The 12,680-nt window shown below is 72.7% G+C and carries 14 protein-coding genes; 8 read left to right on the top strand and 6 right to left on the bottom strand.

Going from position 1 to position 12,680, the window contains the following annotated elements; genetic code table 11:
• The first annotated feature begins 68 nt into the window (after positions 1 to 68).
• Complete coding sequence (locus tag M446_RS15835; RefSeq protein WP_012333110.1) at positions 69 to 1,097, top strand: glycosyltransferase family 2 protein; 1,029 nt, start codon at positions 69 to 71, stop codon at positions 1,095 to 1,097.
• A 347-nt stretch (positions 1,098 to 1,444) separates the two neighbouring features.
• Positions 1,445 to 3,088: a GMC family oxidoreductase gene (locus M446_RS15830; protein ID WP_012333109.1), complete on the top strand. Its 1,644-nt coding sequence runs from the start codon at positions 1,445 to 1,447 to the stop codon at positions 3,086 to 3,088.
• Positions 3,089 to 3,094: 6 nt separating this feature from the next.
• Here M446_RS15830 and M446_RS15825 read toward each other — a convergent pair whose 3' ends face one another.
• Positions 3,095 to 3,574, bottom strand: a complete 480-nt coding sequence (locus M446_RS15825) for a hypothetical protein (protein ID WP_012333108.1) — start codon at positions 3,572 to 3,574, stop codon at positions 3,095 to 3,097.
• Positions 3,575 to 3,797: 223 nt separating this feature from the next.
• Here M446_RS15825 and M446_RS38950 point away from each other — a divergent pair, with 223 nt between their 5' ends.
• Entirely contained in the window at positions 3,798 to 3,926 is a 129-nt protein-coding gene (locus M446_RS38950; RefSeq protein WP_265576626.1) for a hypothetical protein, read from the top strand.
• On the top strand, positions 3,926 to 4,717 hold the full coding sequence (locus M446_RS15820) for an NAD(P)H-dependent oxidoreductase (protein ID WP_012333106.1): 792 nt from the start codon (positions 3,926 to 3,928) through the stop codon (positions 4,715 to 4,717). The genes M446_RS38950 and M446_RS15820 overlap by 1 nt, the downstream gene beginning before the upstream one ends.
• A gap of 82 nt (positions 4,718 to 4,799) precedes the next feature.
• Here the strand turns inward: M446_RS15820 and M446_RS15815 are convergent, their stop codons facing one another.
• Positions 4,800 to 5,738 carry a dihydrodipicolinate synthase family protein gene (locus M446_RS15815; RefSeq protein ID WP_012333105.1) on the bottom strand — a complete coding sequence of 313 codons (939 nt, stop codon included), beginning with the start codon at positions 5,736 to 5,738 and terminating at the stop codon, positions 4,800 to 4,802.
• A gap of 95 nt (positions 5,739 to 5,833) precedes the next feature.
• On the opposite strand from M446_RS15815, the gene M446_RS15810 reads away from it, so the two are divergent.
• A complete protein-coding gene (locus M446_RS15810; RefSeq protein WP_012333104.1) occupies positions 5,834 to 6,709 on the top strand; it encodes a LysR substrate-binding domain-containing protein in 876 nt (291 codons plus the stop codon).
• Positions 6,710 to 6,868: 159 nt separating this feature from the next.
• Here M446_RS15810 and M446_RS15805 read toward each other — a convergent pair whose 3' ends face one another.
• Positions 6,869 to 7,549 carry a GntR family transcriptional regulator gene (locus M446_RS15805; protein ID WP_012333103.1) on the bottom strand — a complete coding sequence of 227 codons (681 nt, stop codon included), beginning with the start codon at positions 7,547 to 7,549 and terminating at the stop codon, positions 6,869 to 6,871.
• A gap of 300 nt (positions 7,550 to 7,849) precedes the next feature.
• Between M446_RS15805 and M446_RS15800 the strand changes: the two genes are divergently transcribed.
• Both M446_RS15800 and M446_RS15795 read left to right on the top strand, forming a co-directional pair.
• Complete coding sequence (locus M446_RS15800) at positions 7,850 to 8,800, top strand: 3-hydroxyacyl-CoA dehydrogenase family protein (RefSeq protein WP_012333102.1); 951 nt, start codon at positions 7,850 to 7,852, stop codon at positions 8,798 to 8,800.
• A gap of 74 nt (positions 8,801 to 8,874) precedes the next feature.
• Entirely contained in the window at positions 8,875 to 9,873 is a 999-nt protein-coding gene (locus M446_RS15795; RefSeq protein ID WP_012333101.1) for a glucokinase, read from the top strand.
• On the opposite strand, the gene M446_RS15790 is transcribed toward M446_RS15795, so the two are convergent.
• Together M446_RS15790 and M446_RS15785 are read right to left on the bottom strand one after the other, a co-directional pair.
• Positions 9,867 to 10,280 carry a VOC family protein gene (locus M446_RS15790; RefSeq protein WP_012333100.1) on the bottom strand — a complete coding sequence of 138 codons (414 nt, stop codon included), beginning with the start codon at positions 10,278 to 10,280 and terminating at the stop codon, positions 9,867 to 9,869. The genes M446_RS15795 and M446_RS15790 overlap by 7 nt on opposite strands.
• Positions 10,281 to 10,350: 70 nt before the next feature.
• A complete protein-coding gene (locus M446_RS15785; protein WP_012333099.1) occupies positions 10,351 to 10,842 on the bottom strand; it encodes a ferritin-like domain-containing protein in 492 nt (163 codons plus the stop codon).
• Between the two features lie 139 nt (positions 10,843 to 10,981).
• On the opposite strand from M446_RS15785, the gene M446_RS15780 reads away from it, so the two are divergent.
• Positions 10,982 to 11,416: a hypothetical protein gene (locus M446_RS15780; RefSeq protein ID WP_012333098.1), complete on the top strand. Its 435-nt coding sequence runs from the start codon at positions 10,982 to 10,984 to the stop codon at positions 11,414 to 11,416.
• A gap of 146 nt (positions 11,417 to 11,562) precedes the next feature.
• Here M446_RS15780 and M446_RS15775 read toward each other — a convergent pair whose 3' ends face one another.
• Positions 11,563 to 12,453: an outer membrane protein gene (locus tag M446_RS15775; RefSeq protein WP_012333097.1), complete on the bottom strand. Its 891-nt coding sequence runs from the start codon at positions 12,451 to 12,453 to the stop codon at positions 11,563 to 11,565.
• Positions 12,454 to 12,680: the final 227 nt, after the last annotated feature.

Genomic DNA, 12,680 nt, shown 5'->3' with positions numbered 1-12,680 from the left:
CGTTCGGATTGCCGGTATATCGCATAGATCGTGCACTATAAGGCGATTCCGTGCTGTATGGATGTGGCATGAGCGTGAATTCAAGTTCGTGTAACTGCCACACTTTGGTCACCGTGGTTATTCCAGCGTACAACGCCGAGAAGACGATCGACGCTACATTGGTGAGTGTCAGGTCACAGAGCCATCGTGATTTGGAGATCCTGGTCGTTGATGACGGCTCGACGGATCGCACGACCGCGATCGTGGCGCGTCACGCGGCGCTCGACGCACGGATACGGTTGATCAGGCAGGCGAACGGAGGGGTTGCGCGGGCGCGGAACGAGGGGATCGCGCAGGCCCGGGGCGCCTTCGTCGCTCCCGTCGACGCGGACGATCTCTGTTCGCCGGACCGCATCGCGAAGCAGCTGGTCGCGATCGAGGCGGCCGGCGCCGATGCGGCGCTCGCCTATACGTGGTCGGCCCAGATCGACGAGCGGGGCATCATCATCGTCGCCGACTGGAAACCAGCTCACGAGGGAAGGGTCTACGAGGCGCTGTGCACGATGAATTTCATCGGCAACGGAAGCGCCACCCTGATGCGGACCGCCGCCGTTCGTGAGGTGGGGGGCTACGACGCGAGCTTGCGAGACCGAGGTGCCCAAGGATGCGAGGATTGGGCCCTCTACCTGGCAATCTCCAGAAAGTACAACTTCGCGCTGGTTCCCGAGTTTCTGACCGGATACAGGCAAGCCTCCGACAACATGTCAAGCAATCACAGGAGGATGTACAAATCGTTCCTCCTTGTCGCCCGGGACCACCTCAGACGTGATGCTGGTTCCGCGGCGCTCCTGAGGGAAGCAAACGTTAATGTTCTTTCCTGGCTGCTATCTCTTGCCCTACGAGACAGAAAGTTCTTGACGGCCGCGGAGTTTGCTTTTTCTCTCCTGATGAGATCCCCGATCGCGGTTGTGCGATCTTTCAGACATTATAGGGTGGTTTACGGAGGATTTAAGGGTCACGGTCGAAACAAAGATCGAAAACTCCCCACGAGCCCTCTCATCGGTCAATTCTTCAAGGTGGGCGCAGCGGATACCTGCTCGATCGAGCCGGGCAGCTGATCCGGGATCCGCTTCATCAAGGCGGGTCCCGTATCACGAGCCCGCGCGGCGCCTGAGCGAAGCCCGAATCCGCCATCCCGAAGGGATCAAGCGGATCACCAGCCCGCGCGGCGCCTGAGCGAAGCCCAAATCCGCCATCCCGAAGAGATCAAGCGGATTTGGTATGACACCACATTCGCGCTTGCTTCGCTTCCGTGACGGCCTCCCGGAGCGGAGTCTCCCGGGAGACACCGGCCGGACCGGCCTGCGAGGCGGCGGGAGCGGCCCGGCCCCGCCGGGAGCCGCTACTGCCCCGCGCCCGCTTTGCGCTACACAGCGCGGAAACGACGCGAAGCCCGGGAGGAGACATGACAGCGAGCGAGGGCGAGGCTCCGGTTGATTTCGGGACCTACGACCACATCGTGGTGGGGGCGGGCTCGGCGGGCTGCGTGCTCGCCAACCGCCTGTCGGCGGATCCGCGCCGCTCGGTCCTGGTCCTGGAGGCGGGCGGGCGCGACAACTGGATCTGGTTCCACATCCCGGCCGGCTACCTGTTCGCCATCGGCAACAAGCGGGCGGACTGGCTCTTCACCACCGAGGCGGAGGCGGGGCTCAACGGGCGCCAGCTCGCCTATCCGCGCGGCAAGGTCATCGGCGGCTCCTCGGCCATCAACGCCATGATCTACATGCGCGGCCAGGCGGCCGATTACGACGGCTGGCGCCAGCTCGGCCTCAGCGGCTGGGGCTGGGACGACGTCCTGCCCTTCTTCCTTAAGCACGAGGACCACATCGCGCCGCCCAACGCCTTCCACCGCTCGGGCGGCGAGTGGCGCGTCGAGCCGCCCCGCATCCGCTGGGCGGTGCTCGACGCGATCCGGGACGCCGCCGAGGCGGCCGGCATCCGCAAGATCCCGGACTTCAACACCGGCGACAACGAGGGCTCGTCCTACTTCCAGGTCAACCAGCGCCGGGGCCGGCGCTGGAGCGCCGCGCGGGGCTTCCTCAAGCCCGCCCTCGGCCGGCCGAACCTGCGGCTGGAGACCGGGATCCACGTCGAGCGGGTGCTGATCGAGGAGGGCCGCGCGGCGGGCGTGGTCTTCGCGCGGCCGGACGGACGGCGCGCCCTCGCCCGGGCGCGCGGCGAGGTGGTGCTCTCGGCCGGCGCCGTGGCCTCGCCCAAGCTCCTCGAACTCTCGGGCATCGGCGACGGCGCGCGGCTGCGGGATCTCGGCATCGGCCTCGTCCACCACGCCCCCGGGGTCGGCGAGAATCTGCAGGACCACCTGCAGATCCGCCCGGTCTACAAGGTGACCGGCGTGCCGACCCTCAACCTGACCTACGCGAACCTGTTCAAGCGGGCCTGGATGGGGATCGAGTACGCCCTGTTCCGGACCGGGCCGCTCACCATGGCGCCGAGCCAGGTCGGGGTCTTCGCCAAGTCCTCGCCGGACTACGCCACCGCCAACCTCGAATTCCACTTCCAGCCGCTCTCCCTCGACAAGTGGGGCGAGGGGCTGCACCCGTTCGGGGCCTTTACGGCGAGCGTGTGCAACCTGCGCCCGTCGAGCCGCGGCAGCGTCCACGCGGCGAGCCCCGACCCGGCCGCGCCGCCCGCGATCCGGCCGAACTACCTCTCGACGGACGAGGATCGGCGCGTCGCGGTCGACGCGCTCAAGCTCACCCGCCGCATCGTCGCGCAGCCGCCCCTCGCCCGCTACCGGCCCGAGGAGTACCGGCCGGGCCCCGAGGTGACGAGCGACGAGGGGCTGCTGCGCGCCGCCGGGGACCTCGGCACCACGATCTTCCATCCGGTCGGCACCGCCCGGATGGGGCCGGACCACGAGCCCGGCGCGGTGCTCGACGCGCGGATGCGGGTGCGGGGGGTGCGGGGCTTGCGCGTCGTCGACGCCTCGGCGATGCCGCGCATCACCTCCGGCAACACCAACTCGCCCACCATCATGATGGCCGAGAAGGGGGCCGCGATGATCCTGGAGGATGCCCGCGGCGCCTGACCGGGCCTACTCGGCCTCGTCCGCGGGCTCCAGGTCCGGGGAATCCGGCTCCAGGGCGTCCGGGTCCGCGGCCGGCCGGGGCGCGATCAGGGTGACCGGACCGGCGAGCGGCGCGGCCCGCATCGACAGCGCCGGGCGCGGCGCGGCGCCCGGCGCGGTGGGCAGGAGCGCGGCACCGGTCGCGACCATCCCGGCGAGCGCCCGCAGGTCCTGCGGCTGGCTCGCGTCGCGGGCGACCGCCTCGGCCTCCCGGGCGAGGCGCGCGTTGCAGGCCCGGGACGGCAGGCCTCCGTCCGGCGTGCAGGCATCGTGGCGGGCGCAGGCGAGGTCGAGCGCGTCGACCGGCAGGAGCGGGGCATTGTTGCCCGGGCCGCAGTAATTGCCGTGGAAGAGGAGGGCCGGCTCCCGGCCGGACAGGGGCGGCTGCGCCGCGGCGGACGTCGCGACGCCGATCGCGAGCAGCAGGGGAAGAGCAAGTCGTCGCATGAGGGGATCTCCCGGTTCCTAGCCGTCCGGCGCCGCGTGATCGGCCGACGCGGCGCCCGCCCCGGCCTGCGGGGACGGTGGGGGGAATGGGCGCTCGGGACGGCGGTTCCGCCGCGGCGACCGGGCGCCGCACGGCACAGCTCCCCGGGAACAACGGGTGCGGCCGGGATTTTTCGCCTGCCGGGCCGGCGCGTGGCGGTCCCGCATCCGGGGGGAGGGCGCGATGGATGAGCTGAGGGCCGCGGCCGGCGCGCTTTCCCTGGAGGAGCGGCCGCTGCGCGTGCTGGTGATCGCCGGCTCGGCCCGCGGCTCGACGGCTGCCCGGGTCTCGACGGCAAGGCGCGCTTCCTGATGCACCGCCTGCTCGGTCAGCTGCCGCCCGACTGGCAGGCGGACCACGTCGATCTCGGCAACGAGCACGGCAAGCCCAAGATCCAGGGCTGCAACGGCTGCGTCGGCTCCGCGATGGCGCTCTGCGTCTGGCCCTGCAACTGCTACGCCCCGGGCAGCGACCACCAGCCGGACCTGCTCTGGAACGAGAACCTCTACGCGCGCCTCGCCCGGGCCGACGCCTGGGCGATCATCGGGCCGGTCTGGTGGTACGGCCCCACCACGAACCTCAAGGCGCTGTTCGACCGCCTCGTCTGCGCGAGCGGCGGCAACCCGCGCCCGGACCTGATCGACAAGAAGAGCACCGCGAAGGCGCAGGCGCTGGAGCGCTCGCCGCTCTGGCGCGAGCTCAGCCGCAACCACCTGGAGGGGCGCAGCGCCGCCTTCTTCTGCTACGGCAACGAGGGCGGCGACGAGCTCGACGCCGACGGCCGCCCCCGGATCCTGCGGCACAAGGCGTGGTTCGATCCGGCGACCCAGCCCTACCAGGGCGAGGAGCGGCTGGCCTATCAGGGCCTCGTCTGGCAGTGCCGCTACAGCGGGATCGAGGTGCCGGACGCGCTCTGGCGCCACGCGACGGTGGGCCGGGGCAGGGCCTACGCGGACGACCAGGCCGACGACATGGCTCGCGAGCCCGACGCGATGGCCTGCTTCGACGCCTGGGCGGCGGCGTTCATCCGGCACGTCGCCGGGAAGGGCCGGGTCCCCGGCACCGCGGAGGCGGAGCGCAGCGCGCGGCCGACGACGCTCTGAGGCACGGCCGCGCCCGCGGCGGGGCCGGCCGGTCGTCCGCGGCGCGTCGCACGGGATCCGGTTGATCCAAGCGGATCCCGTATCAGAGCGGCCGCACCCGCGCGCGGGGATCGTGCCGGGCGAGCCGGCCCAGCAGGTACTCGACCTCGGCCCGCGCGGCCGGGCCGAGCCCGCCCGCGGGCTTGCGCTGCGCGTCCGAGGCGATCAGCCCGCGCCGCGCCATCACGTACTTGCGCACGGCGAGGCCGATCCCGGGCTGCTGCTCGTAGCGCAGGAGCGGCAGGTGCGCGTCGAACAGGTCGTGGGCGCGGTCGCGCTCGCCCGCCTTCGACAGCCGCACCACGTCGACCAGCATGTCGGGGAAGGCGTAGCCGGTCATGGCGCCGTCGGCGCCGCGCTCGCACTCGAAGTCGAGGAACAGGCCGCCATTGCCGCACAGGATCGAGATGGGCCGCATCGCGCCCTCCGCCTCGAAGGCCCGCAGCGCCGAGATCTTCTCGAGCCCGGGCCAATCCTCGTGCTTGAGCATGACGCAGGACGGGTTCTCGGTGACGATCCGGCGGATGATCCCGGGCGTCATCACCACCGAGAAGGTGAGGGGGTAATCCTGGATCACGAAGGGCACGTCGGGCCCGATCGCCTCGACGGCTTGGCGATAATAGGCCGCGATCTGGTCGTCGGTGCGCAGCGTGCTGGGGGGGGCGATCATCACGCCCGCCGCCCCGGCCTCCATGGCGCCGCGGGCGAGCGAGGCCATCGCGGCGAAGCCCGGCGCCGAGACGCCGACGATCACCGGCAGGCCGCGGGCGCGCCGGATGAAGCGGGTGGCGACCGCGAGCCCCTCGGCGTGGTCGAGCTTGGGCGCCTCGCCCATCACGCCGAGCACGGTCAGGCCCGTCGCGCCGCATCCCACGTAGAAGTCGGTCAGCCCGTCGATCGAGGCGACGTCGATGCTGCCGTCCGGGTGAAACGGGGTCGGGGCGATCGGGTAGACACCCTGCGCGGACGGCGTGAGCGACATGCTTCCTCTCCTGGCGGCCTGCCCGGGACGATACGGACTTGCGCCGGCGGAAATACCCGTGTTCTCCCGTGTTCGGGAACAGGAAAATCCGGCGCGTGAACACCCGCTTCCTCGCCACGCTCTGCGCCATCGCCGAGGCGGGATCGCTGGCCGGCGCGGCGCGCGCCCTCGGCCTGGCGAGCGCCACGGTGGCCGAGCAGGTTCAGGCGCTGGAGCGGGAGCTCGGCGTCCGGCTGGTGGGGCGCCAGGGCCGGGCCGTCACCCTCACGGACGAGGGGCGCGCGGTGGTCGCCGCGGGGCGGGACATCCTGGCGCGGGTGGCGGACCTGGCCCAGGTCGCGCAGCTCGGCCGGCTGCGCGGCGGCCTGCGGGTCGGGGCCGTGTCGACCGCGCTGATCTCGATCCTGCCGCCGGCCCTGAAGCTTATGGCGGAGCGCAGCCCCGAGATCGCCCTCCACATCGCACCGGGCACCTCCTCGCAGCTCGCGCGCATGCTGGAGGCGGGCGAGATCGATTGCGCCCTCACCGTCCAGCCGCGCTTCGCGCTCGCGAAGGGCTGGGGATGGCTGCCGGTGCGGCGGGAGCCGCTGACGCTGGTCAGCCCGGTCGGCCTCCGCCGCGACACGACGGACGCGTATCTCTCGGCGGCGCCGCTGATCCGCATGGATCGCCGCTCGCCGACCGGCGCCATCGTCACCGACTACCTGAACAGCCGCCGGATCGTGCCGAACGAGCTGTTCGAGCTGGACGCGCCGGACACCATCACCATCCTGGTCTCGCTCGGGCTCGGCATCGCGCTGCTCCCGGATTACGGCTTCCGGTCGAGCGACGATCGCCCGATCCGCAAGATCCCCATCGCGGATCGCGCCTTCGTCCGGTCGATCGGCATCCTGCACCGCCGGGGCGCGCGGATCGCGCTGATCGACGCGCTGCACGCCGCCTTGTGCGATTCCTGCGCGCGTCCGGGCTGAGCGGACGGAGCGCGCCCCGCGGGTCGCCGGCGCCGCCCTCATCCGCATTGCGAAGCGCTCCGTCGGGTTGCGTATCAGAGGGGCGCGGGGCGATCCCGTTCGGGTCTCGTTGCCGATCATTCTCGCCGCCGAACCGGCGACCGCGTCGGCGAATGAGGCTCAGGAGGCCGGCCCCTGGGCCTTCTGGTGGTAGTAGGCGTATTCCACCGTGAAGATGTGGGCGCGCACCTCGCGCGCCGCCGTCTCGCCGTCGCGGGCGCGCAGGGAGGCGGCGATGCGCTCGTGCTCGGCGAGGGACTTCGCCAGCCGGCCGGAGGACTGGAACTGCGCCCGCCGGAAGGGCGCCACGCGGCGGCGCACCGCCCGGGTCTGCTCCATCAGGAAGCCGTTGTGGCTCGCCCGATAGATCAGGTCGTGGAAGCGGTCGTTGGCCTCGCGGTACTCCTCGATCGCGTCGGCGGCGACCGCCGCCTCGCAGAGGCGGCGCGCCCGCTCCAGCTCCGCGCCCTCCTCGGCGGTCATGGCCTGGGCGGCGAGGCGGCAGCAGAGGGCCTCCAGCTCCGCCATCACGAAGAACATCTCGGCGAGCGCCGCCGGGGCGATCGTGCTCACCAGGGCCCCGCGGCGCGGGCGGGAGGTGGCGAAGCCCTCCACTTCGAGCTGCCGCAGGGCCTCGCGCACCGGGGTGCGCGAGACGCCGAACAGGGCCGCCAGCTCCGCCTCGTCGAGCGGCGTGCCGGGCGCGCGCAGGCCCCGGACGATCTCGTCCGCGAGCCGGCGGCGGATCTCCTCGGCGCGGGTCGGGCCGAGGCTGCGCTCAGGGTCGGCGGTGCGGCTCATCGCCAAGCCGTCGCATCGGTCCCCGGACCTGTCAACGCGCACGCAAGGATGCGCTCGCGCCCGCATTCCCGCTTGCGCCAGGCGGGTCCTTGCGCCAAGCGGCCCCTTGCGCCAAGCGGCCCCTTGCGCCAGGCGGGTCCTTGCGCGAGGCGGCCCCTTGCGCGAGGCGGGCGGCTCGGGCCAGGTGGGCGGGCGAGGCAGGGCGGGCGAGGTGAACGGGCGGACCGCGCCACCGCCCCGACGCCGCGCCGGTGCCCGGCGGGCCGGGAGCGCGGCGGAGACCTCGCCGGGGAGGAACGCATGAGCGAGATCGCGGTGATCGGGGCCGGCCTGATGGGGCACGGCATCGCGCTGGTCCTGGCCCTCGGCGGGCACGGGGTGCGCCTGACCGACAGCCGGGCCGAGGCCCTGGAGCGGGTGCCGGGCCTGATGGGCTCGGCCCTCGCCACCTTGCGGGAGGCGCAGGCCGTCGCGGCGGAGTGGACGCCCGAGCGGCTGGAGGCGGCCGTGCGCCTGTCGCCGGACCTCGCCGGGACGGTGGCAGGGGCGGACCTCGTCATCGAGGCGATCACCGAGAACCCGGAGGCCAAGCGGGCGCTCTTCGCCGAACTCGACCGGCTCTGCGCCCCCGGCACGATCCTGGCCAGCAACACGAGCTACCTCGACGTCTTCCCGCTGATCCCGGAGGCCCGGCAGGCGCGGGCCCTCGTCGCGCATTGGTACACGCCGCCCTACATCGTCGACCTCGTCGACGTGGTACCGGGGCCGCGGACCGATCCGGCCGTGGTCGAGACGATGCGCGAGCTCGTCCTCGGCCTCGGCCAGGTCCCGATCGTCCTCAAGCGCTTCGTGCCGGGCTACGTCGCCAACCGTATCCAGTCGGCGATCTCGGCGGAGGTCTACCACCTCCTCGACGAGGGGCTCGCCTCGCCGCGGGACATCGACGACGCGATCATCCACGGGCTGGCCCTGCGCATCCCGGTCCTCGGCCACCTCGCCAAGGCCGACTTCACTGGGATCGAGCTCCTGCGCCACGCGCTGGCCAATGCGAGCTACAGCCCGCCCCCGGCCCGCACCGCCTCGCCGGCCCTCGACGCGCTGGCGGCGGAGGGGCGCACGGGCGTGATGGCGGGGCACGGCTTCTTCGACTGGGGCGGGCGCGACCCGGCCGAGCTGTTTCGCGACCGCGACCGGCGGCTGCTCGCCCTGAAGCGGGCGATGCGCGAGATCGGGCGGATGGAGGGGCGCTGACCCGGTCGATTCCCGGGCGGGCGGCGCTATAACGGGGCCGTTTCCCCTCCTCACCCGGCGGAAAGCGGCCCTCCATGTTCGACTTCCCCGTCCTCATCGGCGATATCGGCGGCACCAACGCGCGCTTCGCGCTGGTGCCGCGGCCGGGAGCCGCGCCCCTGCCGCTCGATCACGTGCAGACCGGGGCCTTCCCGGACCCGAGCGCGGCGATCCGGCACGCCCTCGCCAAGGGCGGGGCGGCACCGCGCTCGGCGATCCTCGCCATCGCGGGGCGGGTCGACGGCCCGGCGGTGCCGCTCACCAACGCCGCCTGGGTGATCGAGGGCGAGCGGATCGGCCGCGATTTCGGCCTCGGCGCCTGCGTCCTCGTCAACGACTACGTGCCGGTCGCGGCCGGGGCCGCCGCGCTCGACCCGCTCGACGGCGACGGGGCCGCGCTCTCCGCGGTCGGGCCGGCCCTGGCACCGGGGCGCGGCAGCCGCCTCGTGCTCGGGCCGGGGACCGGCTTCGGCGCCGCCGCGCTCGTGCCTTTCGGCGAACAGCTGGCGATCGTGTCGACGGAGGCGGGCCACACCGATTTCGGCCCGAGCGACGCCGCCGAGGCGGCCCTCTGGCCGGCCCTGGAGCGGATCGAGGGGCGCATCACCGTCGAGGCGCTGCTCTCCGGCCCCGGCCTGTGCCGCCTCTACGCCGCCGTGAGCGGCGGGCGGGCGCTCGCCCCCGAGGCCGTGACCGCGCGCGGGCTGTCCGGCGAGGATCCGGCCGCCGCTGAGACCCTCGCGCTGTTCGCCAAGCTGCTCGGGCGGCTGTGCGGCGACCTCGCGCTCACCTTCCTGGCGACCGGGGGCGTCTATATCGGCGGGGGCATCGCGCCGCGCCTCCTGCCGGTGCTGCGGCGGGGCGCTTTCCGGCAGGCCTTCGTGCACAAGCCGCCCTTCGTGGCGATGATGGAGCGGATTCCGACCTGCGTGATCACGATCGCGGATCCGGCCTTCACCGGGCTGGCGGCGCTCGCCTCCAGGCCGGAGCGCTTCGCCTATGACGGGCAGGTCTGGCGGGCGCCCGCTCAGTAGCCCTTCCAGAGGCCCGGCGTCGCCAGCTCGACGAGGTGGCCGTCCGGGTCGCGGAAGTAGAGGCTGGTGCCGCCCCGCGGCCAGTGCGTCCGCCCCTCGACCGCGATGCCGGCCTCGGCGAGGTGGGCCTCCCAGGCGCCCAGGGCCTCGGCCGGGATCGCGAGGGCGAGGTGAAGCGGTCCCTGCCCGTCATGGGGCGGGATGGTGCCGCCGGGCGTCTCGATCGGGTGGAGGGAGCCCCCGCGGGGGAAGAGCAGCAGCACGCCCCGCCCGGCCACGTCGAAGGCCCGCATGCGGTGGTCGCTGTGGATGCAGGGCAGGCCCATCGGCCCGCCCCAGAAGGCGGCGGCCCGCTCCAGGTCGTCGACGTAGAGCACGGTCTCGAGGACGCCCGCGACCTCCGGCATCGTCCTTCCCTCCAGGGAGGCCGGAGGGAGGCTCCCTCCGGCCGGGATGCGGGGGCCGGGCCCCCGCACGTCACGCCGCGGCCGGGTTCACGGCCTCCTCGGCGAGTTCCGAGAGCACCTCGTCGGTGTTCTCCTCCTCGACCAGGGTCTCCTTGAGCAGGCTCTCGGCCTCGGCGAGGCCGAGCTGGCGCGCCCAGGCGATCAGGGTGCCGTAGCGGGTGATCTCGTAATGCTCCACGGCCTGGGCGGCGGCGATCAGGCCGGCATCGAGGGCGCCGCTGCCGCCGAATTCCTGCATCACCTCCTCGCCCTCGGCGATGATGCCCTGGATGGCCTTGCAGGTCACGCCCTCGGGCTTCTCGCCGAGGCTGCGGAAGACCTGGTCGAGGCGCTTCACCTGCTCGCGCGTCTCCTGGAGATGGACCCCGAAGGCCCCGCGCAGGGCGTCGGTCTGGGCCGCCTCGGCCATCTTCGGGAGCGCCTTCAGGATGGCGTTCTCGGCGAAGTAGGTGTCCTTGAGCTGGTGCAGGAACAGCGTCCTGAGGTCTTTCCCGGCCATCATGGTACTCCCGATCGGTATCACGCACCCCGAAAACCCAGGCCTGCCGCGATCGTTCCGGGCGCGGCGCCCGCCGCCGTCTTGACCGCGCCGCCGCGGCCGGGCGTCGTAGGGCGATCCCCCGCCGGTCCCGAGTGCCGCCATGCCGTCCTTGCCCGATCCCGAGACGATCCTGACCCTGCTGCGGCGGGCGACCGAGACGGTGCGCCACGCGACGGCGCGCGCGGAGGCGGCCGAGGCGCGGGCGCGGCGCATCGCCGGGCAGGTGCGGCCCCTGGTGGAGCGGGTGGAGAGGGTTCTGCGCGAGGCGGCCGACCGGGAGGCGGCGGCCCGGCGCGAGGCGGCGGAGGCGCGGGCGCGCTGCGGGGCTGCGGAGGCGCTGCTCGCCGCGGAGCGCGAGCGGGTGCGCCGGCTGGAGGCCCGCCTCGCGGAGTCGCAGGCGCGGATCGCCCGGGCGCGGCGGATCCTCGCGGAGGCGAGTTCGGGTCAGGAGGGGCCGGGCGTGTCGGCGCCGGGCGAGGCGGACGTCCGCGGCGTGCCGAACGGCTTTGCCGGCGATCCTGCCTCGCTGCACTGACCGCGCGCCCGGCCCGGGGCGACCGACAAGGAAGAAGCCCGGCCTGTGGGCCGGGCTTCGGGTTCGAACGGGGCAGGTTCGGCCGGGGCAGGTTCGGCTGGGGCAAGTCCGGCCGGGGCAAGTCCGGCCGGTGACCGAGCCGAGGCTCAGTAGGTGCCGAACTTGTAGTTCAGGCCGGCGCGCACCACCGCGAACTCGGTGTCGCGACGCACCAGGCCGCTGCCCGGGACCAGCACCACGCCGGGGCTGGTCACGGTGATCAGGGTGCCGGCGTTGTTGACCGCGAAGGCGCCGTTGAGGCCGTTGCCGCGGTCGAGGTTCACGTAGAGACCTTCGACCTTCAGGGTCACCGCGTTCGACTTGAAGAAGTTCAGGAACGAGTCGGTGGGCAGGGCGTACTCGACGCCGCCGCCGACCGTCCAGCCGGTCTGGAAGTCGTCGCGGTTGGGCAGGCCGAAGCTGGTGCCGCCGCCGCCGCCGTAGGCGAAGCCGCCGGTGGCGTAGACGAGGGTGCGGTCGAAGGCGTAGCCGAGCCGGCCGCGCACCGTGCCGAAGTAGTCCAGACCCGACAGGCCGTTCGGGTTGAAGACCTGCTGGGCGGCCAGCCCGGTCACCGCCGGGTTGTTGGTGACGAGGCTGAAGCGGTTCCGCTCACGGCCGAAATCGGCGTACTGGGCGTCCGCCTCGATGCCGATCACGACGCCGGCGCCCGGCGTGAACTGGTAGTTGTAGCCGACCTGACCGCCGCCGACGAAGCCGTCGTTGTTGTCGCGGTTGCGGAAGCCGAGGACCGCGGTCGTGCCGGGGGGCACGAGGCCGGTCGCGGCGTTCACGCCGATCAGGGTCGAGTTGTTGTTGTCGCTGGTGCCGAACCCGTAGCCAGCGTTGAAACCGGCGTAGAAGCCCGTCCAGGTGAAGACCGGCACCGGCGTGAAGACCGGCGGCGGCGCCGCGCGACGCGGCAGGTCAGCCGCCATGGCCGAGCCGGCAATAACAACACCCGCGAGGGCGGTGGCGCTCTTGAGAAGCGACTTCATGGTTCTGGTCCTCTCTACGATGCCCCGGCGCCGTTGCGGCCGCAGCCGAACGTTCTCCCGAAGCAGTGCCTCGACATATCCCGGCAGCCTTGTGAAAGCTGTGTCCTGGCGACAACGCTGGTGAGGTTCACCGCGGCCTTGTCGGCGTTTCGCCGCCCGGACTCCCTTGGCTCCTTACCCCGACAACGCGCCCGTATGGCCAAGGTTCACGCGCCCACAAAAATTTT

Source organism: Methylobacterium sp. 4-46, assembly GCF_000019365.1.
Taxonomy (GTDB): domain Bacteria; phylum Pseudomonadota; class Alphaproteobacteria; order Rhizobiales; family Beijerinckiaceae; genus Methylobacterium.
The sequence above is the reverse complement of the archived record's forward strand: the minus strand, read 5'-3'. Positions and strand labels throughout refer to the sequence as shown.

Bases quoted from the DNA above. Each gene is read 5' to 3' on its own strand.
- M446_RS15825 (WP_012333108.1), bottom strand. From the start codon at position 3,574: ATGCGACGACTTGCTCTTCCCCTGCTGCTCGCGATCGGCGTCGCGACG.
- M446_RS15795 (WP_012333101.1), top strand. From the start codon at position 8,875: ATGTTCGACTTCCCCGTCCTCATCGGCGATATCGGCGGCACCAACGCG.
- M446_RS15805 (WP_012333103.1), bottom strand. From the start codon at position 7,549: ATGAGCCGCACCGCCGACCCTGAGCGCAGCCTCGGCCCGACCCGCGCC.
- M446_RS15830 (WP_012333109.1), top strand. From the start codon at position 1,445: ATGACAGCGAGCGAGGGCGAGGCTCCGGTTGATTTCGGGACCTACGAC.
- M446_RS15800 (WP_012333102.1), top strand. From the start codon at position 7,850: ATGAGCGAGATCGCGGTGATCGGGGCCGGCCTGATGGGGCACGGCATC.
- M446_RS15780 (WP_012333098.1), top strand. From the start codon at position 10,982: ATGCCGTCCTTGCCCGATCCCGAGACGATCCTGACCCTGCTGCGGCGG.
- M446_RS38950 (WP_265576626.1), top strand. From the start codon at position 3,798: ATGGATGAGCTGAGGGCCGCGGCCGGCGCGCTTTCCCTGGAGGAGCGG.
- M446_RS15775 (WP_012333097.1), bottom strand. From the start codon at position 12,453: ATGAAGTCGCTTCTCAAGAGCGCCACCGCCCTCGCGGGTGTTGTTATT.
- M446_RS15835 (WP_012333110.1), top strand. From the start codon at position 69: ATGAGCGTGAATTCAAGTTCGTGTAACTGCCACACTTTGGTCACCGTG.
- M446_RS15785 (WP_012333099.1), bottom strand. From the start codon at position 10,842: ATGATGGCCGGGAAAGACCTCAGGACGCTGTTCCTGCACCAGCTCAAG.
- M446_RS15790 (WP_012333100.1), bottom strand. From the start codon at position 10,280: ATGCCGGAGGTCGCGGGCGTCCTCGAGACCGTGCTCTACGTCGACGAC.
- M446_RS15820 (WP_012333106.1), top strand. From the start codon at position 3,926: ATGCACCGCCTGCTCGGTCAGCTGCCGCCCGACTGGCAGGCGGACCAC.
- M446_RS15815 (WP_012333105.1), bottom strand. From the start codon at position 5,738: ATGTCGCTCACGCCGTCCGCGCAGGGTGTCTACCCGATCGCCCCGACC.